Origin of the sequence: Actinoallomurus iriomotensis, from assembly GCF_030269445.1 — a bacterium.
In the GTDB taxonomy this organism is placed as follows: domain Bacteria; phylum Actinomycetota; class Actinomycetes; order Streptosporangiales; family Streptosporangiaceae; genus Actinoallomurus; species Actinoallomurus iriomotensis.
In genome coordinates, this window is sequence record NZ_BSTJ01000003.1 from 137,439 (window position 1) to 158,775 (window position 21,337).

Annotated in this window: 20 protein-coding genes; 6 read left to right on the forward strand and 14 right to left on the reverse strand. The window is 72.1% G+C overall.

Annotated features, from left to right (window positions below; all coding sequences use genetic code 11):
• Positions 1-4: 4 nt before the first annotated feature.
• The 5 genes from QSK37_RS13645 to QSK37_RS13665 all read right to left on the reverse strand — a co-directional run bounded on the left by QSK37_RS13645 (position 5) and on the right by QSK37_RS13665 (position 5,411).
• Positions 5-1,099, reverse strand: a complete 1,095-nt coding sequence (locus tag QSK37_RS13645; RefSeq protein WP_285620297.1) for a hypothetical protein — start codon at positions 1,097-1,099, stop codon at positions 5-7.
• Between the two features lie 12 nt (positions 1,100-1,111).
• The gene (locus QSK37_RS13650) at positions 1,112-2,251 is read right to left on the reverse strand and encodes a WD40/YVTN/BNR-like repeat-containing protein (protein WP_285620299.1); all 1,140 of its coding nucleotides are present in this window, start codon (positions 2,249-2,251) and stop codon (positions 1,112-1,114) included.
• 143 nt (positions 2,252-2,394) lie between these two features.
• Positions 2,395-4,125 (reverse strand): LLM class flavin-dependent oxidoreductase, encoded by a 1,731-nt coding sequence (locus QSK37_RS13655; RefSeq protein WP_285620302.1) that lies wholly within the window; start codon positions 4,123-4,125, stop codon positions 2,395-2,397.
• 90 nt (positions 4,126-4,215) lie between these two features.
• Complete coding sequence (locus QSK37_RS13660) at positions 4,216-5,046, reverse strand: hypothetical protein (protein WP_285620304.1); 831 nt, start codon at positions 5,044-5,046, stop codon at positions 4,216-4,218.
• Between the two features lie 26 nt (positions 5,047-5,072).
• Positions 5,073-5,411, reverse strand: coding sequence for a hypothetical protein (locus QSK37_RS13665; protein WP_285620305.1), 339 nt, complete (start codon positions 5,409-5,411; stop codon positions 5,073-5,075).
• Positions 5,412-5,680: 269 nt separating this feature from the next.
• Between QSK37_RS13665 and QSK37_RS13670 the strand changes: the two genes are divergently transcribed.
• A complete protein-coding gene (locus QSK37_RS13670) occupies positions 5,681-6,160 on the forward strand; it encodes a hypothetical protein (protein WP_285620306.1) in 480 nt (159 codons plus the stop codon).
• 13 nt (positions 6,161-6,173) lie between these two features.
• On the opposite strand, the gene QSK37_RS13675 is transcribed toward QSK37_RS13670, so the two are convergent.
• The 3 genes from QSK37_RS13675 to QSK37_RS13685 all read right to left on the reverse strand — a co-directional run bounded on the left by QSK37_RS13675 (position 6,174) and on the right by QSK37_RS13685 (position 7,832).
• Positions 6,174-6,593 (reverse strand): hypothetical protein, encoded by a 420-nt coding sequence (locus tag QSK37_RS13675; RefSeq protein WP_285620308.1) that lies wholly within the window; start codon positions 6,591-6,593, stop codon positions 6,174-6,176.
• A 238-nt stretch (positions 6,594-6,831) separates the two neighbouring features.
• Positions 6,832-7,200: a DUF2218 domain-containing protein gene (locus tag QSK37_RS13680; protein WP_285620309.1), complete on the reverse strand. Its 369-nt coding sequence runs from the start codon at positions 7,198-7,200 to the stop codon at positions 6,832-6,834.
• 5 nt (positions 7,201-7,205) lie between these two features.
• Positions 7,206-7,832: a class I SAM-dependent methyltransferase gene (locus QSK37_RS13685; protein WP_285620311.1), complete on the reverse strand. Its 627-nt coding sequence runs from the start codon at positions 7,830-7,832 to the stop codon at positions 7,206-7,208.
• A 103-nt stretch (positions 7,833-7,935) separates the two neighbouring features.
• On the opposite strand from QSK37_RS13685, the gene QSK37_RS13690 reads away from it, so the two are divergent.
• Positions 7,936-8,550 carry a TetR/AcrR family transcriptional regulator gene (locus QSK37_RS13690; protein ID WP_285620312.1) on the forward strand — a complete coding sequence of 205 codons (615 nt, stop codon included), beginning with the start codon at positions 7,936-7,938 and terminating at the stop codon, positions 8,548-8,550.
• A gap of 25 nt (positions 8,551-8,575) precedes the next feature.
• Here QSK37_RS13690 and QSK37_RS13695 read toward each other — a convergent pair whose 3' ends face one another.
• The 5 genes from QSK37_RS13695 to QSK37_RS13715 form a co-directional block, all read right to left on the reverse strand.
• Positions 8,576-10,306 carry an ABC transporter permease gene (locus QSK37_RS13695; protein ID WP_285620314.1) on the reverse strand — a complete coding sequence of 577 codons (1,731 nt, stop codon included), beginning with the start codon at positions 10,304-10,306 and terminating at the stop codon, positions 8,576-8,578.
• 138 nt (positions 10,307-10,444) lie between these two features.
• A complete protein-coding gene (locus QSK37_RS13700) occupies positions 10,445-11,173 on the reverse strand; it encodes an ABC transporter ATP-binding protein (protein WP_285620315.1) in 729 nt (242 codons plus the stop codon).
• The gene (locus tag QSK37_RS13705; RefSeq protein ID WP_285568563.1) at positions 11,170-11,673 is read right to left on the reverse strand and encodes a PadR family transcriptional regulator; all 504 of its coding nucleotides are present in this window, start codon (positions 11,671-11,673) and stop codon (positions 11,170-11,172) included. The genes QSK37_RS13700 and QSK37_RS13705 overlap by 4 nt, the downstream gene beginning before the upstream one ends.
• Before the next feature lie 17 nt (positions 11,674-11,690).
• Complete coding sequence (locus QSK37_RS13710; RefSeq protein ID WP_285620316.1) at positions 11,691-12,410, reverse strand: rhomboid family intramembrane serine protease; 720 nt, start codon at positions 12,408-12,410, stop codon at positions 11,691-11,693.
• 78 nt (positions 12,411-12,488) lie between these two features.
• Positions 12,489-12,926 carry a gamma-glutamylcyclotransferase family protein gene (locus QSK37_RS13715; protein ID WP_285620318.1) on the reverse strand — a complete coding sequence of 146 codons (438 nt, stop codon included), beginning with the start codon at positions 12,924-12,926 and terminating at the stop codon, positions 12,489-12,491.
• Between the two features lie 81 nt (positions 12,927-13,007).
• Between QSK37_RS13715 and QSK37_RS13720 the strand changes: the two genes are divergently transcribed.
• The 3 genes from QSK37_RS13720 to QSK37_RS13730 all read left to right on the forward strand — a co-directional run bounded on the left by QSK37_RS13720 (position 13,008) and on the right by QSK37_RS13730 (position 19,750).
• Positions 13,008-15,878: an ATP-binding protein gene (locus QSK37_RS13720; RefSeq protein WP_349497964.1), complete on the forward strand. Its 2,871-nt coding sequence runs from the start codon at positions 13,008-13,010 to the stop codon at positions 15,876-15,878.
• 539 nt (positions 15,879-16,417) lie between these two features.
• Positions 16,418-19,306: an ATP-binding protein gene (locus tag QSK37_RS13725; protein ID WP_285620320.1), complete on the forward strand. Its 2,889-nt coding sequence runs from the start codon at positions 16,418-16,420 to the stop codon at positions 19,304-19,306.
• 51 nt (positions 19,307-19,357) lie between these two features.
• Positions 19,358-19,750: a nuclear transport factor 2 family protein gene (locus tag QSK37_RS13730; protein WP_285620322.1), complete on the forward strand. Its 393-nt coding sequence runs from the start codon at positions 19,358-19,360 to the stop codon at positions 19,748-19,750.
• A gap of 8 nt (positions 19,751-19,758) precedes the next feature.
• On the opposite strand, the gene QSK37_RS13735 is transcribed toward QSK37_RS13730, so the two are convergent.
• Positions 19,759-20,559 carry a class I SAM-dependent methyltransferase gene (locus QSK37_RS13735; RefSeq protein WP_285620324.1) on the reverse strand — a complete coding sequence of 267 codons (801 nt, stop codon included), beginning with the start codon at positions 20,557-20,559 and terminating at the stop codon, positions 19,759-19,761.
• 218 nt (positions 20,560-20,777) lie between these two features.
• Here QSK37_RS13735 and QSK37_RS13740 point away from each other — a divergent pair, with 218 nt between their 5' ends.
• Positions 20,778-21,284 (forward strand): hypothetical protein, encoded by a 507-nt coding sequence (locus QSK37_RS13740; RefSeq protein ID WP_285620326.1) that lies wholly within the window; start codon positions 20,778-20,780, stop codon positions 21,282-21,284.
• Positions 21,285-21,337: the final 53 nt, after the last annotated feature.

Consider the following 21,337-nt stretch of genomic DNA (forward strand, 5'->3'; position numbering starts at 1 on the left):
GGAATCAGCCAGTAGCGAGGTAGACGCCGTTACCGGTCGGGTCGTCCGGATCGCCCTCGGGGAAGGCGGCACCGGCCGCCCACACGGTCGAGTCCTTGACGGCCAGTGCGGTGAGGTTGATGTCGTGGCCGGACGGGCGCGGTGCGGTCACGTTGGTCACCGAGCCGCCGACGACGTGCGTCAGCTGCGGATCCCACGCGCCCCGCAGCAGCCACACGCCAGAGCCGCCGTCGCCGGTGACCCGGGTGTAGCCGCCGTAGCCCTGCGGGAAGGTCTGCGAGGACCACTTCGCGCCGTCCCAGTGCAGGAGGACCGGCTGGGTGCAGGTGTCGTCGCCGTCCTCGCCGCACGGCCAGTCGATCCCGCCGGACGCCCAGACGTTGCTCGCCGACGGGGCGTAGACGTCACTGATCACGCCCACGGCGTCCGGCTCGGGCAGCGTGAACTTCGGCGTGGCCGCGAGCTTCCAGGCCGATCCGGTCCAGTGCATGACGGCCGGCTGGTTCTTGTAGGTGCCGCCCGCGTACACGTGGGTGCTGGACACGCCCGCGATCGCACGGGCGGGGGCCGGAAGGGCGACCTTCTTCCAGCTCGTGCCGTTCCAGTGCATGGCCGTCGTGGTCTCGTCACCGCCGACCGCCCAGACGTTCGAGGCGCTGAGGGCGCTGGCGTCCACGGCGTCGTAGCGGCCGGTGGTCACGGTGGTCCGGCTCCACGCGCTGCCGTTCCAGCGGGCGGCGAACGTGCCGGCGCCGGTGGTGCCGAACGCCCAGACGTTCTTGCTGGAGGAGGCCGACAGCGCGCTGATCTCGCCCAGCGCGCTGCTCGGGCTCTTGGCCGTGGTCCACTTCCCGTTCAGCAGGTGCTGGACGAGCGGGACGCTCTTGCCGTTCGAGGACTGGTAGCCGGCCGCCCAGGTGCTCCCGGTCGGCGCGACGCTGATCGCCTTGATGCCGTCCTCGCCCGGCAGGGTGTTGGTCTGGGCGACGCTCCAGGTGGCGGCCGTCGTGCCCGCCTTCGTGGGCTCCGCCTGGGCCGCCGTGGTGACCGCGGCGGTGGCGGCCAGCGCCGCGGTGAACGCCGTCAAGCTTGTTCGCATGGGGGATTCCTCTCAGTGGTACTGCTCGACGACGCCGTCGCCGGACTGATCGCCGCTGTCGGACGCGGGCGGGATCTGGCCGACGGCGAGTACGGTCGTGCCGCCGGGCACCCCGGTGACCTGCCGAATCGACGGCGTCTGGCGTCCGCCGGTCGTGGCGACGGGGACGGTGGTCGTGGTGGTGCCGTTCGCGGCGACGTGGACGAAGGTGTCGTTGAAGCTGGAGTACCAGATGCCGCCCTGGCCGTCGGCGCCCGCGCTCAGCGCGAAGTCACCGTCGGCGCCGAGCCGGAGGCTCCACTTGCTCCCGTCCCAGTGCATGATCACCGGCTGGTTGTGCTCGGCCTCGGCGAGGGTGGCGTTCCGGGCCTTCTTGACGCTCTTGAGCTCCTCGCCGCCGCCCCAGTAGAGCCGGCCGACCGCCCAGACGTTGTCGCTCGACTCCGCGACGACGTCGTTGAAGTAGGAGAAGCCGCTCTCTCCCGCCGGAATCGGCACCTCGGGAAGCGTCGACGACGTCCACGACGTGCCGTCCCAGTGCTCCGCCACGGGCTGGTCGCCGCCGTCGCCCACGGCCCAGACGTCATTCGCCGCGACCGCGCCGACCTTCCGCGCGGTGGCGGGCATGGCGACCTGCGCCCACTTCCTACCGTTCCAGTGCAGGGCCTTTCCGCCGTCCGTGCCGCCCTCGTAGTCGTTGCCGACCGCCCAGGCGTTCTTCGGGCCGATCACGGCGACGTCCGAGACGTCGTACGTACCGGTCGACGCCGACGTCCACGACGCGCCGTCCCAGTGCCACGACGCCTGGGCGCCCTCGTTGGTCGCTCCCATGATCCAGACGTTGTTCGGGGAGGATCCGTCGACGCTGCCGAAAGAGCCCGTGTCACCGGGAACGGTGACGGGGGACCAGGTGGTGCCGTTCCAGCGCAGGACGGTGCCGCCGCCGTGGTCGGCGTCCAGCGTCTGCGAGCCCACTGCCCAGGCGTCATGCGCGCCGGTCGCCGCGACGTCGTACAGGCCGTAGTAGTCGTAGCCGGTGTCCGGGCTCAGGTAGGTGACCCGCCAGCCCTCCTGACCGGCGGCACCGGCCGGTGCCGCCCCGGCGGCGACGATCACCGCAGCCAATCCGGCGCTTATCAGCGACTTTCGCATTCAATGTCCTCCATTGCCCGATTTCCCGACGCCCTGACCGAACGGGCGTACGAGAACTTGACGCCGCCGAGGCGTGAATGGTTGGCGAAAGTTATGAGGACAAAGGTTTAAATTTTTCGAAAGTGTTGATCTCGACGGCGCACTCAGTACGGAGAGACGCCCCCGAACATCTCTCCGATGCGCGGAGCGAACGCCACGTCCCCGTCGATCTCCAGCCTGCCGTCGAGGGCGAGGGCCGGAGCCTGCCTCTCCCCCGCCAGGAGACGGAGGAAGTCCGCGGCGCCGATCCGGATGCCCACCACGGGACGGCGTGCCCGCTCCGGCCGTACGTGCGCCCGGCCGTCGCGGATCTCGATCGTCCAGGGCGTCTCCTCCTCGCCCCGGCGCAGGCGGAACTCCAGTTCGCCCTCGAAGCCCATGGCCATCCCGGGATCGAAGGCACGGACCATGCCGGCGAAGAACACCCGCTGCGCGGCCGGCCCGAACCCGCGCTCCAGCCTGTCGTCGGAACGACCGGCGACGAGCCGGGCCAGCGCGTGCCGCCCGCGGGCACGGACCGCCGTACGAGCCGCCGCCCTGAGGTCGCGCGCCGGCGCCCGCCGCCTGCGCGCCCGCGCGAGTTCGGCCGTCTCGTCGATGCGGTACGGGGCCGCCCGCTCGCGTGGCGGCTCCCGTCGCGCGAGGGCCGCCTCGACCGCCGGCGCCAGGCGCTCGGCCCTGGCCCGCTCGCGTTCCTCCCGCCCTTCGGCGAACCGTGGGATGACCTGCTCACCGACCAGTTCGAGGCTCTCGCAGACGTGGTCGTGGCGGTTCGGACCGGCCTGGAGCACGAAGATGACCTGGTCGACGCCGACGGCCTCGTACCGACGGACGAGCTCGGCCACCTGCGCGGGCGTTCCGACCGCCCCGCGCAGCGACCCGACGCCGCCCTCGGTGATCCGCACCGAGAGCGGCGCGTCGACGGCGCCCACGATCCCCCGTGAGTACCCCCGTTCCTCGCGGTGGCGGACGAAGTCGTCCCAGATGCTCGTACGGCCGGGTTCGTGCGGGGAGGTGCCGTAGTAGTGGGCGAGCGCGAACCCGAAGAAGTGCGCCCCGTCGATGCCGTGCTCGATCGCCGTCGCCTCGTCCTCATGGCACATCATGGGCAGCACCACCGCGACGCCGGGATTCACCGCGAACCCGACCGGAACGCATTCCTCGGAGTTCAGCAGGCGGTAGTACTCGTCGACCCAGACGCCGGCGTCCTCGGGTTCGGCGAAGGAGAAGGAGAGCGCGCCGATCCCGTTCCGGGCGGCGAAATGGATGGTCTCGCGCCGCGAACAGGCGACCCAGAGCGGCGGGTGCGGCTTCTGCACCGGTTTGGGGACGACGTTGCGCGGCGGCATCCGCAGGTACGGGGAGTCCCAGCCGGCGAAGGGCTCCTCGACGAACATCCGGGTGATCGCGTCCATGGCGTCCTGCCACATGGCGCGCTTCTCCTCCCGGGGCACCCCGAAGCCCCCGAGCTCGGCCATCGAACTGGCCTCGCCGGTGCCGAAGTCGACCCTGCCCCCGGAGACGAGATCGAGCGCGGCGACCCGCTCGGCGACACGAGCGGGATGGTTGACGGGCGGAGGCAACTGCACGATGCCATGTCCGAGCCGGATCCTCCGCGTCCGCTGCGACGCGGCGGCGAGGAACACCTCGGGCGCGCTGGAGTGGGAGTACTCCTCGAGGAAGTGGTGCTCGACCGCCCAGACGTGATCGAACCCGACCCGGTCCGCGATCTCGACCTGCTCGAGCGCGTCCCGGTAGAGCCGCTCCTCCGCCCGGTCGCTCCACGGCCTCGGCAGCTGATGCTCGTAGAAGATCGAAAACCGAATCTTGACCACCTCCGGCGCCACGACCAGACGAAACGTCCTCTGACCTGGCCGTACCCGCCGAACGCCACCCGGATCAGCCTCCGCGGTGATCTTGTGGCGCTAGGCCACGATCCCGGTCCAGAATTCGGGGTCTTCAGTGAGATTGGTCGTGCGGCTGCGCTCGGAGCGGTTACCGGAGTTCCCTCCGAACATCGGCATCAAGGGCAGACCCTCCCTCATGGCCGCCGCCTCGCTCGCCTGGAGAGCGGCCATTTCCTCGGCCGACCCGATCACACCGGCCGCGGACATGAAGGGGCCGAGGGCTGTAACGCCCCTACTCGCTCCGGGCAGCACCGCGCCGGCGAGGGCCGGATTGCTCGTGAGGCTGTCAAGGAAATGCGTGGGATCCAGCACACCGGCCAGGGTCGTGCCGTTGCCCGCAGTGGCGCCGTATGCGGAGGTGTCGGACTTGGCCAACTTGGTCGAGGTGCCAGACTTGGCCGATGAGCTCGCCCCTTGTTTGGCGCTCGGCATCATCTTGAGTACGGCCGCGCCGATCTCAAGAGCCGCAGCGGCGGAGGCGGTCCCGGTGATCGCCAGGTCCGCGGCCGCCTCGGGATCGCGCGACCCCGGCACAGGAGTGGGATACACCTTCCCCTGGAAAGGCTTCAGCGCCGTACCGTACATGACGAGAGTGTCGCCGATGGTGCTGAGCGCGCTCTGAATATTGCTGCCGGACGCCGACAGATCGGTCATGGTGCTCTTGGCTTTGCTCGCGGCGCCCCCGCTCCACGTCTTGTCACCCGCGAACAACTGCTGGTGGGCGGTATCGATGGTGGAGCCCAGGCTTCCGTAAAGGCTTGATATCTCCTTGATGGCGCTACCACACCCGATGATCGCGTCCGAGTTGATCGCCGCGAACAGCGACTCCGCTACTTCCGCGATTGGCACGAGCGGACCTCCTTGGAGTCGTTCGTCTACGCGTTGGAGATATTGGACTTCAGATCCGACACGATGGCGGAATTATCGGCCTCGCTCGCGTGATAAAGCTTCCCGCTCTGGGAAATCTTGTCGACGGCGGCCTGAACGTTTTTCGCGTGGTTATCATGCTGGACGGCCGCGACCTCAAGCGCCATTCCTATGGCGGCTGCGAGCTCTATTCCAGTGGGCCACATGCCGACGAGAGCTTCGGAAATTCCGAGACCTGCCAGCTGGTTCGAGGTGTCGGCAAGCGGTTCGAGACCGTTCGACACGGTGCTCGCCGCGCCGTCAAAGACCGACCGATGCGGAAACCGCAGCTCTTCGCCTTCACTCATCGCGTCCATCCTCGGGTGATCATCAGCTCCCGCTGGGACTACGCCTGCACTCCAGGGCCATCGTAGCGCTGATAAACAGTCTTGTCTGTAAGAGGATGGCAAAGAGCGGTGGAGACTCCCGCGTAGGCGGTCTGACCTCGCTCGCTACAGACGGTTCGGCTCCGGCGGCGTCGCATGAAGGCTCTGCGGCCGTTGCCTTTCCGGAGAGAAGAGCGGCGTGATGAGCTCGACCATGTCACCCACGACGACCGGCTGGAATCATGTGACCGGTGGACGCCTTCGATTGGTCACGGGTCACCGGTTCGCCTTGGTATCGGCCGGAGGCGGCTCAGGCCGCAGCGGACGCACTGGGCGGTTCTCCGTCGGCCGAGCACGCCGCCCGGGAGGTGGCGCGGCTTCGGTACGAGGTCAGCAACGATCATGAGGGGACCCTCTATCCGGCCGCCGTACCGGCGACGACGGTGTTCCTCGAAGTGATCGCCGATCACCCTGGCCAGGCACGCATGGAGGCCCTCAACGCACTGCTGGACTGGTGGAGCCGCTTCGTCCCCGACCCCGGATTCGAGAATTACGACGACCCGGAGCACGGCCCGGTGAATGTGTGCGAAGGCGTCGAGGAGAGAGTGCGGGCGGCGGCGGGCATGCTGCGCGAGGTGGCGATGGACCACTCCGACGGTGGCCGTCACCGGCCCGCGGTGCGGGAACTGCTGCGGAACCTCGACGATGGCTGGGTCGCCGGCGGCGGCTGAACCGGGCGCGGCCTCAGGCGGGGTTGTCGAAGAACGGGGAGACGGGCTCCCGGTCGCGGCGTCGACCGGAGGCGACGGGCACCTCTCCGGTCACCGGGGCGCTCGTGGCGCCACCCCGCACGCGGGCCAGTTCGCGTTCGAGCTGCTGGTTCTTCCGCTCCAGCGACGCCATCGTCTCCTCGCGCTCCTCGCGCAGGTCGTGCAGCTCCCGGCGGACTCGCGCCTTGCGCAGCAGGGAGATCCAGGCCATCGCCAGCCCCCCGCCGGCGACGAAGGCGACGATCAGCCCTGCGGCGAACACCTGCGCCTCGGTGTGCACTCCGGGCACGTGGTAGCCGAAGAAGCCGAGTGAGGCGGATGACGAGTTGTGGACGATGACCTCGATGCCCACCACGACGGCGGCGACGGCCACAACGACTCCCACGAAGACCATACGGTCCTCTCCTCTCTTCGATCGGACGCGGGCCGTAGGAGCCGTGGGCTCCGGCGACGCCCTGACACCCTCCAGCCAAATGGGCAATTCGGTCAAGGCCGGAAATCATCCGCGCAAGAAATCATCGAAAATAATCGACGCTCCGCACACGGCCAGTAGCTCATCGCTGTTCAGGTCGTAGCGAGCCACTCACCTAGAGCAACCATCATCTTTCTCAATGGTGAATTCACTGAAGAATTCAGGTCGCCATTTCCTCGGCTTCCGGGAATTCCGGGTGCCAGGTCACCGTGAGATGGTCGCGACGGCCGATGAGCTCCAGACGGGCGGTGATGCCCTCCTGCACGCGTCGCAGGCACTCCGGGTCGGTCGCCTCGGCACGGAGGACCAGTTCGGTGTCCGTGGCACGCAGGGTGCAGCGGCCCCACCCGAAGTCGATCAACGCGTCGGCGCCGGACCGCTCGGCGTGCACGACGTGCGCGGGGCCTCCGTCACCGTGGCGGCGCGGACGCCGGAAGGTCCGCCGGCTCATATGGCCTCCGTGCTCGCCGAGTTGCGCCAGGTAGCGGCCGGCTCGGGCGGTGGCGACCCGAGCGTGCGCGCTGACCATGCCCCTCACCTCTCGTCCGCGACGCGGGTGAGCGCGACCAGCCAGGCGGCGATGCCGTCGGGGTGGAGCGGGGACGTGGAGTCAGAGACGGCGGACTGGAGGGAGTCGACGCGCCATCCGCTCGTGAAGCTCGCCCGGATCCGATCGCGGCCGAGTCCGTGCGGCACCTCCCTCTCGCCGGGCCGGCGGTCGCCGTAGCACAGCAGGAACGCACGACCCGCCGGCCGCAGCACCGTCCGCAGGCCCGCCAGGTAGGCGGCACGGTCGGCGTCGGTGAGGGCGTGAAACACCAGTGAGTCGAGCACGGTGTCGAACGTCTCGCCCAGCTCGGGCAGGCCCCGCAGGTCGTGACGCAGGAACCGGGCCGTGAGCGACCGGCGGCGCGCCTTCTCCCTCGCGGCTTCCAGCGCTCCGGTGGCCAGGTCGATGCCGGTGGCGTCCAGGCCGAGGGCGGCGGCCATCAGCGTGTGCTCACCCGTCCCGCACCCGACGTCCAGCACCCGGCCGTCGATGGCCCCGGCCTCGGCGAGCGCGGCGAAAGCGGGCTGGGGACGGCCGATGTCCCACGGCGGTGGACTGGTGTAGAGGTCGTCCAGGTCACGGGGCGGGCGATGCGTGGATGGGCCTGCCATGCGCGTCTCCTTCCGGGTGCCGCTCCGTCAGTATTATTCAATACAATGTGTCTACGTCAATAGACGCGCTGTCGCCATTTCGGCGTTGTGTACCATCGGCCGTGTGCCGAAGCTGTGGGAGGACACGATCGAGGCGCACCGCCGTACGGTGCGCGAGGCCGCGGTGCGTGCCGCCGCGGCACTGGTGGCCGAACAGGGCCTGGCGTCGGTCACGATGTCGCAGATCGCCAAGCGGGCCGGCATCGGCCGGGCGACGCTGTACAAGTACTTCCCCGACATCGAATCGGTCCTGGCGGCCTGGCACGAGGAGCACATCGCCGATCACCTGCGCCGGCTCACCGACGTCGCCGAGCACACCGATCCGGCCGAGCGGCTGCGGGCGGTCCTGCGTGCCTTCGCCTCCATCACCCACCAGCGCCACGACGGCGACCTCGCGGCGCTGTTGCACCGAGGCGAGCACGTCGCCGAGGCCCATCGGCGCCTGCACGCGTTCATCGGCGATCTGGTGGCCGGCGCCGCGGCGGCCGGCACGGTCCGGGACGACGTTCCCGCCGGTGAGCTGGCCACGTACTGCCTGCACGCGCTCACCGCGGCCGGCGCCATGACCTCGTCGGCCGCCGTCCACCGGCTCGTCGAGGTCACTCTGGCCGGGCTGCGGCCCGCGCCGGCCGAGCCGCACCGACAGCCCGGTCAGGCAGCGCCCGGCGACCTCCCATGAGGACGCCGGGCGGTCCCGCCGTACGTCAGTCGGCCGCGAGTACCCGCGCGACCGGACGCCGGCAGACCACGCGGATCGGCAGGGCCGTGAGCGCGGCGACGACCAGCAGGGTCCCGGGCACGACCAGCGGCAGCCGGGCGTACGGGATGAGGATGGACCCGGCCGCGCCGCCCGCCGTACGTGCGGCGTAGTAGACGGCCAGACCGAGCGGGACGCCCAGCAGCGAAGCCCCGAGGGCCGGGAGCAGCTGCGCGGCCGACAGCCCGGCGGTGACCTGCCGCGGCGTCGCGCCGAGCGCACGCGCCAGGCTGGTGAAACGCTGCGTGTCCAGCGACGTCGCCCAGGCGATGAGCACCGCGTTCACCGCGGCGAGCGCGAGCAGCGCCACGGTCAGCGCCAGCACGACCTGGCTCACCTGCTCGGTGACCGGGTTGTCCGCGCCCGGGACGAAGCCGGGTCCGGCCAGCCGGGCGTCCTTACGGGCGATGTCGCCGTGCAGGGCGATCGCGGCGACCACCATCGCGACCGTGAGCGCGAGGCTCGCCGTCGCCAGGATCACCCGGCGCGGGCGGCGCGCCGCCACGCGTACGCCGAGCAGGAACGGCACCGGCAGCCGGGCCGACAGCGCGATCAGCCACGGTGAGCGGCGCGGCGCGCGCGTGGGGCCCGACAGGGCCCGTACGGTACTCGTCCGTGCGCCGCGGATCGCGGGGTACACCGTCGCCGCCCCCGCCACGGCCACCGCCACCAGGGCCACGACCAGCGCCGACGCGACCGTCAGGTGCGGTGATCCGGCGGGCAGCAGCCCGCTGCTCGGCCGTACGAGCAGGGGCGCGGCCGCCCGGCCGGCGAGCAGCCCGACGGCGGTCGCGGCGAGCGCGAGCAGCACGTGCTCGGCCAGCAGCACCACCGCCACGAACCGGGGTGAGGCGCCGACCGCCTTCAGCAGGCCGACGCGGCGGGTCTGGTCGGCGAGGCGTCCGCCGACGAGCACGGCCACGCAGGCGACGCCGAGGAGCGCGAGCGCCCAGGTGCCGGTGAGCAGGGCGCTGTCGACGAGATGCAGCTCCGCGGTCGCGTACGCGCCCATGTCCTGCCAGGAGCGGACGCCCCGGTGCGCCGCCGCGAAGGCCGGGGCGGCCGCGGGGTCGGCCAGCCGCAGCGGCATCACCTGCGACGTCGGCGCGCCGATCCGCCGCAGGTCCGCGCGGGTGACCCAGATCAGGCCGGGGGTGGAGGAGGGGTACGGGACGCGCCCGGCGCTGACCGCGATCCCGGCGACGCGGAAACGGTGCCCGGAGATCGTGATCTTCTCGCCCGGCCGTACGCGCAGAGCGCCGGCGAAGGCGCGTTCGATCACCGCTCCCCCGCGCCGCGCCCACGAGCCGGCGGTGACCTCGGGGCGGTCGACCGCGCCCGGAGCGGTGTCCCGGCCCTGCACGGAGGCGTCGACGCGGATGCCGCGGACGCCGAGCGCGGCGGAGAGGGCCGGGTACGGGCCGGCCGACGCCGTCACGCCGGGCGCGTGCGCGAGCGGCGTGAGCGAGGCCGCGCGGTCGCCGGTCGCGACCGCGTCCGGACCGGCGGTGGCGGCGCGCGTACGGTCCCAGGGCCGGTCGGCGACGCCGCGTACCGCCAGGCCCAGTGTGAGTGTGGTGGTCGTCGCCGCGATGGCGATGAGCAGCAGGAACGCCTCGGCGCGGCGGTGGCGAAGGTCGCGCCGCGCCAGCCGTGCCACCAAGGTGAGCATGCTCATGAGCCCTCCTTCGTCGGTGGAGTGACCATCAGAGCGCTGCGTTCACCGACTCGCTCGCTTCGCTCACTCATGAGCCCTCCTTCGTCGGTGGAGTGACCATCAGAGCGCTGCGTTTACCGATTCGCTCGCTTCGCTCACTCATGAGCTCTCCAGTCCGGCCAGGGCGCCGAGGCCGCCGCCTCCGCCGTTCAGGCGGGTCTCGCCGGCGAGCGCGCCGTCGCGCATGGTGATCACGCGGTCGGCGGTGGCGGCGATCCGTGAGTCGTGCGTGACGATGACGAGGGTCTGGCCCTCGGCGCGCAGCGAGCCGAAGAGCCGCAGCACCGCGGCGGTCGCCGCGCTGTCGAGGTTGCCGGTCGGCTCGTCGGCCAGGACGACGAGCGGCCGGCCGATGAGCGCCCGGGCCACCGCGACCCGCTGACGCTGTCCGCCGGACAGCGCCGCGGGCAGGTGACCGGCCCGGTCGGCGAGCCCGACGCGTTCGAGGAGCGCGGACGCCCGCCGCCGTGCCGTACGCGACGGCACTCCGGCGAGCAGGGCCGGCAGTTCGACGTTCTCCCGGGCGGTGAGCTCGTCGACGAGGTGGAACGCCTGGAAGACGAAGCCCAGCGACTTCCGCCGCACGCCGCTCAGCTGGGTCTCCGACATCCGGTCGAGCCGCCGGCCGTCGAGGTGCACCTCACCGCCGGTGGGCCGTTCGAGCCCGCCGAGCAGGTGCAGCAGAGTCGACTTGCCACAGCCGCTCGGCCCGACGACCGCGACGGTCTCGCCGGGCCGCACCTCCAGATCGACCTCGTCGACCGCGCGGACCAGCCCCGCGTCCCGGCCGTACTCCTTGCGCAGCCGCACGGCCCGCAGCACCGTCATTTCGTCTCCCAGTGGTGAGCGCAGGCGTCCAGCCAGCGCAGATCGGCCTCGAGCCGGAGGATGACGCCTTCGAGGAGCAGCACCGCGGCCGAGTCCTCGGGCTCGGTGAGCGCGGCACGCTGCGCGTCGGCCAGCCGGCGCAGCAGCTCGCGGCGCTGCAGGTCGACGAGCTCCACCGGATCGGCCAGGCGGGCCGCGGCGGCCGCGATCAGCTTGAGGTGGAACTCGGTCGGCCGGCCCCAGCTCACGTCCGCGAGCCAGGTCCGTACGCGCTGCTGGCCCTCGGCCGTGAGCGCGTAGACCTTGCGGTCGGGGCGGTCGGCCTGGCCGACGTGCTCGGCGCTGACCATCCCCGCCTTCTCCAGGCGCGTCAGGGTCACGTAGACCTGACCGGCGTTGAGCGCGTCGCGGAGCGGCCCCAGGGCCTCGTGGAGCCGGGCCCTCAGCTCGTAGCCGTGGGAGGGCTCCTTGGCGAGCAAAGCGAGTACTACGTCCTGCACGGCATCACCTCTAACGGTTAGCCATATAGGTAACGGTTAGCCGTGTAGGACGTCAAATCAGGCGGGACCGGAAGACGGCGGACGGACCGGACGAGGACGGAGGCGATCACCAGCCCGGCCAGCAGGGCGACGCCGTGGATGTCACGGTCCGCGGTCAGTGCCACGCCCGCGGCCAGTGCGCCCGCGGTGGCCCAGCGTCCCGTGGCGACGCCGCGCTCGGCCGCGATCCGGGCGGCCATGGCCGCCACGAAGCCGACCAACGCGAGCGGGAACCAGAGGCCGGCGAGCAGTGCACCGCACCACAGCAGCACGATCATCGGCGCGAACCGCGGAGGACGTCCGTCACCGCGCCAGAGGGCCACCGCCACGGCGCCGGCGAGCCCGCAGACCGCGACGGAGTTCCCGCCGCCGTGCGGCTGCCAGGCGTAACCGGCGAACTCCCCCACCAGGCCGGTGGCGAAGTAGCACAGCAGCCAGCGCGGCCGCGAGACGACCTGCTCGGCGACGACGCCGACGAGAACGAGGAACAGCAGGTTCGAGACCGTGCCCGCCACCCCGCCGTCCTGCACGAACAGCGACGTGCCGGTCCGCCACCAGTCGCCGTGCAACCCGGCGGGGGCACGTCCCAGGTGCGCGAGCATGCCGGGCACGACGAACTGCGCGACGTTCGACAGAGCCGTGACGCCGAAGACGACCGCGGTCACCAGGGGAAACCGCCACAGACCGAGAGTTCTCATGCGATTCACTCTCTCGGGCGGCGGCAGGTCGCGGCAGAGCCGTCGATCCACCTGTCGAAAGGACGAATGTCCCGGGCGTCACCCGTAGGAGCGCCGCCATGCGAGGCACGCCCCGGCGAACGCGTTCAGGTGGCGGGCGCCGAAGTCCTCCGGCGACCAGTCGGCGGGCAGCGCCGCCGTGGCGTCGCGGGTGAGGTAGGCCCATCCGTGGCGGCCGTCGGCGAGCGTGAGGCGTTCCAGGGCGTAGAAGCCGTCCTCGTACGCGTCGATGATCCCCCAGTCCGCGGCGGTCAGCCCGGAGATCAGCACTCCCCCGGCCGCGCCCGGACCCGGCACGAGCACGGGATAGATCCGCCCCTCCAGCGCGGCGACGCGCCAGCCCTCGACGGTCGCCGGGGTGCGGTCGGGCACCCGCCCGAGCAGCGCCCGCAGGACGTCCGGAAACCGCAGTGTGCCGTACGCGAACAGGGCGGCGGGCGCCGGCGGGAGCGACCGGCCCGGCGTCGTACGTGACATGGAGTACCTCCTCCGATTCACGGTAGCGACGCCGGCCCTTATTAAGTCTGTTTTGTCCGTCCTTGATGGCATGCTTGAGGCGTGCCCAACCAGCAGGGAATCAGTGCCGTCATGGTCGGCCGCGCCGCCGAGCTGGCCTTTCTCGAAACCGCTCTGCGAGAGACGCCGGCCGCCCTGCTCTTGGGCGGCGAGGCCGGGGTGGGCAAGACACGCCTGATCCGCGAGTTCCTGGACACCGCACGCCGCCGCGACGGTGGGCCGCGCGTGCTCATCGGCGGATGTCTCCAGATCAGCTCCGAAGGCCTGCCGTTCGCACCGTTCAGCGCGGTGCTGCGGCAGCTCGTCCGCGAGATCGGGGTCGACGGGGTGGCCGCCCTGCTGCCCGGCGGCTCGCCGGGCGGGCTGGCGCGCCTGCTGCCGGAGTTCGGTGAGCCGGACACCGAGACCGCCACGACCGAGGCGCGCACGCGCCTGTTCGACCACGTGCTGCTGCTGTTCGAGCGGCTGACGGAGCAGACGCCCGCCGTCCTGGTCATCGAGGACGCGCACTGGGCGGAGCGGTCAACGCGCGACCTGCTCAGCTACCTGATCCGCAACCTGCCGCCCGGCCTGCTGGTGATCGTCACCTACCGCTCGGACGAGTTGCACCGCGACCATCCCCTCCGGCCGCTGCTGGCCGAACTCGGCCGCGCGGGCTGGGTCCGCCGCCTCGACCTCGACCGGCTGCCGCGCCGCGCCGTCGCCGAGCAGACGTGCCGCATCCTCGGCCGCGAGCCCGCCCCGCAGCTGCTCGACGAGGTGTTCGAACGCAGTGAGGGCAACCCGCTGTTCGTCGAGGCCCTGCTCGGGCGCGACGGCGAGATCAACTGTGAGCTGCCCGAGTCGCTCCGCGACCTGATCCTCGGCAGTGTGCAGCGTCTGCCCGAAGAGACCCAGGAGATCCTGCGCGTCGCCAGCGCGGGCGGCGACCGGGTGGAGCACGCGCTGCTCGCGGCGGTGAGCGGGCTCGACGACACGGGGCTGACCCGGGTGCTGCGGCCCGCCGTGGCCGCGAACGTCCTCGTCGTGGACGGCGAGGCGTACGGCTTCCGGCACGCGCTGATGCGGGAGGCGATCCACGGCGACCTGCTGCCGGGTGAGCACACGCGCACGCACGCGCGGTTCGCCGAGGCGCTGGAGGCCGACTCGTCGCTCGTACCGCCGGGCCGCGCCGCCGCCGAGCTGGCCCACCACTGGTACTCCGCGCACGACACGACGTGGGCGTTGGTCAGCGCCTGGCAGGCCGCGCAGGTCGCCAAGGAGGCCACCGCCTACACCGAGTGGCTCCGGATGATCGACCGGGTCCTTACGCTCTGGGACCGGGTGCCCGACGCCGCCGAGCGGCTCGGCGTCGACCACACCGACGTACTGGAGCGGGCGATCGAGGCCGCCGACCTGGCCGGTGAGACCGAACGCGGCGTGGCGTTCGCCCGCGAGGCGCTCAAGGAGATCGACGACCCGCTCCGCGCGGCCGGGGTGCTGGAGCAGCGGGGCCGCCTCAAGATCCGGCTGGGCCACCGCACCGCGCTGGACGACCTGCGCGAGGCCGCCCGCCTCGTGCCCGTCGACCCGCCGAGCGTCACCCGCGCCCGCGTGCTGTCCACGCTCGCACAGCACCTCTACCTGCTGCCGAACCGCGCCGAGGAGGCGCGCGAGCTCGCCTCACAGGCGCTCGCGGTGGCTCGCGAGGCCGGTGACGCCACGGTCGAGGCGCACGCGCTGACCACGATCGCGGCCTGCGACTTCAGCGACACCGACGCCGAACGTCACATGGCCGTCCTGGACGAGGCCGCGGAGGTCTACCGGCGGGGCGCCGACGACTCCGCGATGCTCCGCGTGGCCACCAACGAGTCGCACATCCTCGAGAGCATGGGCGAGCACGAACGCGCCATCGAGGCGGCCCAGCGCGGCATCGCCCTGGCGCGCAAGCACGGACAGGCCCGCACCTCCGGCGCGTTCCTCACCATCAACCTGGCCGAACCGCTGCTCAACCTGGGCCGGTGGGACGAGGTCCTGGAGGTGACCGAGCACGCGCTGGAGCTGTCGCCGCCGCCGCTCACCCGCGCGTCGCTCCACAACGCGCTCGGCGACATCGCGCTCGCGCGCGGCGACCTGGCCGGCGCCGCGCGGGCCGCCGCCGCGCTCGACTCCGTCCTCGCCCCGACGTTCTCCCGCACGCAGGAGCTGTTCCCCTCCGTACGCCTGCGGCTCGGCCTGAAGGTGGCCGAAGGCGACCTGACCGGCGCGCTCGACATCGTGGAGCACGTGGTCGAAGAGCTGCATCCGTCCGTCAGCAGCCGGTACGGCTGGCCCCTGATGGCCGCCGCGGCGCACGCCTGCGCCGAGGCGCCGGGTGAGCGCTCGGGCAAGCTGCTGGCGCGGCTGTGCGACGAGGCGGACCGGACGCCGGCGCACGGACGGCCGCAGCGCGCGCAACGGCTCGTGTTCGAGGCCGAGGTGGCGCGTGCCGAGGGCCGGGACGACCGGGAGCGGTGGGACGCCGCCGCGGCCGCCTGGGACGACCTCGGCGAGCCGTACCCGCTGGCGTACGCGCTGTGGCGGGCGGCGGTCGCGAGCGGCGACCGCGACCAGGCCACCTCTCGCCTGCGACGCGCCGCCGAACTCGCCGGCTGCCTCTGCGCGAAACCGCTGCGCGAGCGGATCGAGGCGTCCGCCCGCCGGGCCCGCGTGCCGCTCGGTGGCCAGACCGGTGGCCCTTCCCTCGGCCTGACCCCGCGCGAGCTGGAGGTGCTGCGGCTCGTCGCCGACGGCCGCAGCAACCGCGAGATCGCCGGGGAGCTGTTCATCTCCGCCAAGACCGCCAGCGTGCACGTGTCCAACATCCTGGCCAAGCTGGAAGTGGCCAGCCGCGGCGAGGCCGCCGCCACCGCCCACCGGATGGGCTTGGTGTAAGCCCGCGACGGATGCGGCCTGCGGGGCGACGATCCGCGGGACCGCTTCGGTGGGTCAGCCCCCTGTCACGCTGGTCGTCTGCAGCGTCTCTGATCAGTTTTGGGATCCGTGGTCATCTGGGGTGTTGTGACTGGGGGATCTGTCCACCGTGGTGGGGTGGCGTGGGCGTCGGCCCGCGGGGGCTGGGGGTGGAGGGTGCCTCGCGTCGCCTGGGTGCCTTACCTGAATTGACACATAGGAGTCAGAAGCCTAACGGAGGGTGGGCTTAGGACCCGGCGTACCAGCCGGGCATCTCGGATAAGGCACACGCCGGATGTGGGGAGGTGCGGCTTAGGACGAATGTGGACGGTGTCGGAGCACCACCAGGAGGACACCATGCATCCCGAGATCGTCCAGGCCCTGATGAACGAGCGTGTCCGTGAGGCCCACGGGACCGCCGCGGTCTGGCGGCGGCGCGGCCGCGTTCGCCGCCCCCGCGTCCTGTCCCGTTACCCACGGCTACGCCCGACCTGGACCGCTAAGACGGCATAAACACCCTCATGACTGGCATGCTGTGGAGCGTGCGCGCACATGAGGTGAGTCCCGCCTTCGTGGGCCGGGAGGCCGAGCTCGCCACGCTGGCCGACGCTTTCGACCGTGCCCGCGCCGGCGCTCCCGGCGCCGTCCTGCTCGGCGGCGAGGCGGGCGGCGGCAAGACCCGCCTGGTCGGCGAGTTCACCGACCGCGTGCGCGGCGACGCGCACGTCCTCGTCGGCGGCTGCCTCGAACTCAGCACGGCCGGTTTCCCGTACGCGCCGTTCACCGCGGCGCTGCGCCAGCTCGTACGGGAGGCCGGCGCCGCGGAGATCGCCGCGCTGATGCCACGAGACGGCGCCCGCGACCTGGCCCGGCTGCTCCCCGAGTTCGGCGAACCGCCCGCCGACCGCGACCCGGACAGCGCGCGGGCCCGGCTGTTCGAACAGATGCTCGCGCTGCTCGAACGCCTGGCCGAACGCCGTCCCCTCATCCTCGTCATCGAGGACGCGCACTGGGCGGACCGCTCGACCCGGGACCTGCTGGTCTTCCTCCTCCGCAACCTGCTGCACACCGCCGTCCTGGTGCTCGTCACGTTCCGCTCCGACGAGCTGCACCGCGGCCATCCGATGCGGCCGGTGATCGCCGAGCTCGAACGGATCGAAGGCGTCATACGGCTCGACCTGCCCCGCCTGACCCGGACCGAGACGGCCGCCCAGCTCGCCGGCATCCTCGGCCACGCGCCGGAGCCCAAGGTCGTCGAGATGGTGTACGAACGCAGCTCCGGCATCCCGCTGCTCGTCGAGGCCACCGCCGAACATCCCGCCTCCGGGATGCCCCAGTCCGTACGTGACCTGGTGCTGGCCGACGTCAACCGGCTGCCCGAGAACACCCAGGACCTGCTGCGTCTCGCCAGCGCCGCCGGTGTGCGGTTCGGGCACGCGCTGCTCGTCGAGGTCTCGGGCCTGGACGACACGGCCCTGTCGTCGGCGCTGCGGCCCGCGGTCGACGCGAACGTCCTCATCGCCGACGCGCAGGCGTACGCCTTCCGGCACGCGCTGATCTGGGAGGCGATCCACGACGACCTGCTGCCCGGCGAGCACGGCCGCGCGCACCGCCGGTTCGCCGAGGCGCTGGAGGACGATCCGTCCCTGAGCCTGGCCGGCCGCCCCACCGTCGAGATCACGATGCACTGGGCCCGCGCGCACGACCACGAACGCGCGCTGCCCGCCGCCTGGCGGGCGGCGCGGGAGTCGGCCTCCGCGTTCGCCTACGCCGAGCAGCTCCAGCTCCTCGAACGCGTACTGGAGCTGTGGGACCGCGTGCCCGACGCCGAGGAGCGGATCGGCACCGACTGCGTCGACGTGCTCCAGCGCGCGGCGCAGGCCGCCGGCGCGTGCGGCGAGCCCGAGCGTGGTCTGGCGTTCGTCCGCGCCGCCCTCGCCGACCTCGACGAGCGGACCGACCCCGAACGCGTCGCGCTGCTGCTCCGCCGGCGCGCCTCGCTCACCCTCGGGCTGGGCCGTGCGGGCGCCCTGGAGGACCTGCGCCGTGCGCAGAGCCTGGTGCCGGAGGCCTCGATCGCGCGGGCGGAGGTGCTGGCCCTGCTGGGCGGCACGCTGGTGCTGCTCGGCCGCCACGACGAGGCCCGCCCGATCAGCGAGGAGACGCTCGCGCTGGCGGACCGGTTCGACGACGACTGCATCGCGGCGGACGCCCTGAACAACCTCTCCATCGCCGAGTCGGTCTCCGGCCGGTTCGACGCGGCGCTGGCCCTGCTGGAGACCGCACGTACGCGGGCCGAACACGTCCACGACGGCGGGTCGGTGCTGCGGTCGATGGTGAACACGGCCGACGCGCTGGAGGCGAACGGCCGGTCCGAGGCGGCGATCGAGACGGCGCAGCGGGCGCTGTCGCGGGCCGAGGCGCTCGGGCAGGCCCGTACGAAGGGGATGCACGCCGCGAACAACCTGGCGGAGGCGCAGATCTCCCTCGGCCGCTGGGACGACGCGATCGAGACGTTCGAGCGGGCCGTGGAGCTCGCACCGACACCCGGCGTGCGCGGCCAGCACCTGCTCAACCGCGGCCAGATCGCCGTCGCCCGCGGCGAGAGCGACGTCGCGGCCCGGATCGTCGCGGAGCTGCGGGCGCTGTACGCGGTCGACGACCCGTACCCGCAGCAGGTGCTGCCGCTGGCCAGCCTGGTCATCGAGTGGCGGCTGGCCGAGGGCGACGTGCCGGGCGCGATCGAGGCCACGAGGCTCGCCATCGCCGAGCACGACCTGACCCGGGACGCGCGGCACACCTGGCCGGTCCTCGTCGCGGGAATGCGGGCGTGCGCCGAGCGGCGGGACGACGCCCTCGCGGGCGAGCTGCGCGCCATCGCCGCGGCGACCGCCGCGTACGGCCCGGTGATGGAGGCGCGGCGCGCCGTGCTCACCGCCGAGTCCGCGCGGGTCGGCGGCGGCGCCGACCGGTCCTCGTGGGACGCGGTCGCGGCGGCCTGGGAGGCGCTGAACCATCCGTATCCGCTGGCGTACGCGCTGGCGCGCTCGGCCGAGGCCGCGGTGGCCGACGGCGGGCGGGAGGAGGCGTCATCGCTGCTCGGCCGGGCCGCGTCGCTCGCCGACCGGCTCGGCGCCCGCCCGCTGCGCGCCGAGATCGATCGGCTGGCGCGGCGTTCGCGGCTGACCGTGGCGGGCTCGGCGGCGAGCCGGCCGGGCCTGGGCCTGACCCCACGCGAGCAGGAGGTGCTGCGCCTGGTCGCGGAGGGGCGCAGCAACCGCGACATCGCCGAGGAACTGTTCATCTCGGCGAAGACGGCGAGCGTGCACGTGTCCAACATCCTCGGCAAGCTCGGCGTCGCCAGCCGGGGCGAGGCCGCCGCCACCGCCCACCGCATGCGCCTCGCCTAGGGCGGACGTTACGGTCGCCCGTACGAACCGGAAGTCGAGTAGGGGTGGGCGATGCATCCGTTCCGTCAGGCCGTCGAGGCGCGCGACCTCGCCGCGATCGAGCCGCTCTTCGCCGAGAACGCCGTGTTCAACAGTCCGGTCGCGCACCGGCCGTACACCGGCCGGGCGATCACGGCGGCGATCGTACGCGGCGCCGCCCGGGTGTTCGAGGACTTCCGCTACGTACGGGAGATCACGGGCGTGGACGGCCGCGACCACGCCCTCGTCTTCCGGGCGACGGTGAACGGCAGGGAGGTCCACGGCTGCGACTTCCTGCACCTGGACGACGACGGCCTCATCGACGAGATGACGGTCATGGTGCGGCCGCTGTCGGGTCTGAACGCGCTCGCCGAGGCGATGGGCGCCCAGTTCGACCGCATCGCGCGGGAGGCGGCGGGTGCCTGAACGGCGCGCTACTCCGGGACGCGCGCCACGCAGAAGACGGTCTGGCCGAACGGCGGCCGGATCACCTTCTCGATGGCCCGGGTGGTCGGCACGACCGTACGGTCGTAGATCTTGACCAGCTTCGGGTCGGGGTAGCCGGCGCCGCCGCGGCGGACCGCCGCCCACCAGGCGATGCCGCCGAGGAAGTTGATCGGCTTGAGCGTGTCGATGTTGAGCCCCGCGCCCGTGACCGTGGCCCGGAGCGTCTTCGGGGTGTAGCGGGTGACATGGCCGACCTTGCGGTCGAAGTCGCCGTAGAGCTGCATGTAGCCCGGCACCCAGATCACGATGCGGCCGCCGGGCTCCACCACGGCGGCGAGGTCCTTCAGCGCCTGGACGTCGTCCTTGATGTGCTCCAGGACGTTCATCATGACGACCGTGTCGACCTTGCGCTTGATCTTGATCTCGGCGGGCAGCGCGAGGTCGAGCACCTCGACGTCGTCCCGTCCGGCGTAGCGCTTGTTGAGCTGCTCGACGCAGTAGGAGTCGTTGTCGCTGACGACGAGGTAGTCGAGCCGGCCGGCGAACTGCTCGGAGAAGTGACCGAGCCCGGAGCCGACCTCCAGCAGCGACTTTCCGACGTGCGGTGCGACCATGTCGTACTCGTACTGCCGGTAGTTGCGGGCCTCGTCACCGCCGAGGTGGTTCTCCAGCTGTCCCTCACCGGCGGCGGGCTGGTGCTCGCCGTCGAACGTCTCCGGGGTGTCCCGGCGGCTGCCGAGCAGCCCGAGGAGCGTGCTGGCGACGGAATTCTTCTTGGCCTCTGGCATGCGATCACTCGCTGATGTCGACGATTTCGTTGGCCCCGGCAACGGCAACGGGCGCGCGTCAGTCTATCCACAGCGAGCACCCCCGCCGTACGAGTCGCGCGAGTCCGCCCCTCCCTGGAAGGTTCCTGACGATTCCCAGCGAACTCCCATAGTTCTCCATCTCGCCTCTGAACGGCGTCGGGTTCAGTGGGAGGCGTCGACCAAGAAGGGACACGAGGGTGAACAAGAAAATTCTCGGTGGCGTCTCCGCTCTGGCCATCGGCGTGGTGAGCGCCGGTGTCTACCTCGCGGTCCCGGCCTCCGCGGGCTCTCCGCAGGTCCAGCCGGCGGCGGCGACCGGCAAGCCCAGGGCGAACGCCAAGCAGCGTCAGCAGGCCCGCAAGGCGATGCGCCGCCGCGCCGGCGTGCACGGCGAGGCGACGGTTCGTACCAAGAAGAACGGGTTCGTCCAGGTGACCTGGCAGCGCGGCGTGCTCACCGCCAAGAGCGGGAGCGGCTTCACCGTCCGCAGCCTCGACGGCACGACCTGGCAGTGGCGGACGGCCAAGGGCACGAAGTTCCACAAGGACGGCCAGAAGGCCGACCTGTCCAAGCTGGCCGTGAACGACTTCGTCCTCGTCTACGGCCGGGCCGGGGCGGGCGACAGCCGTACCGCGAACCGGGTCTTCGCTCCGAAGAAGGTGCCGGCCAAGGCCACCCAGTCGCCCACGCCGCAGCACGGCTAGAAGCGCGGCGACGTCCCCGGCGACCGGTCGCCGGGGACATCGCGCGCTTCCGT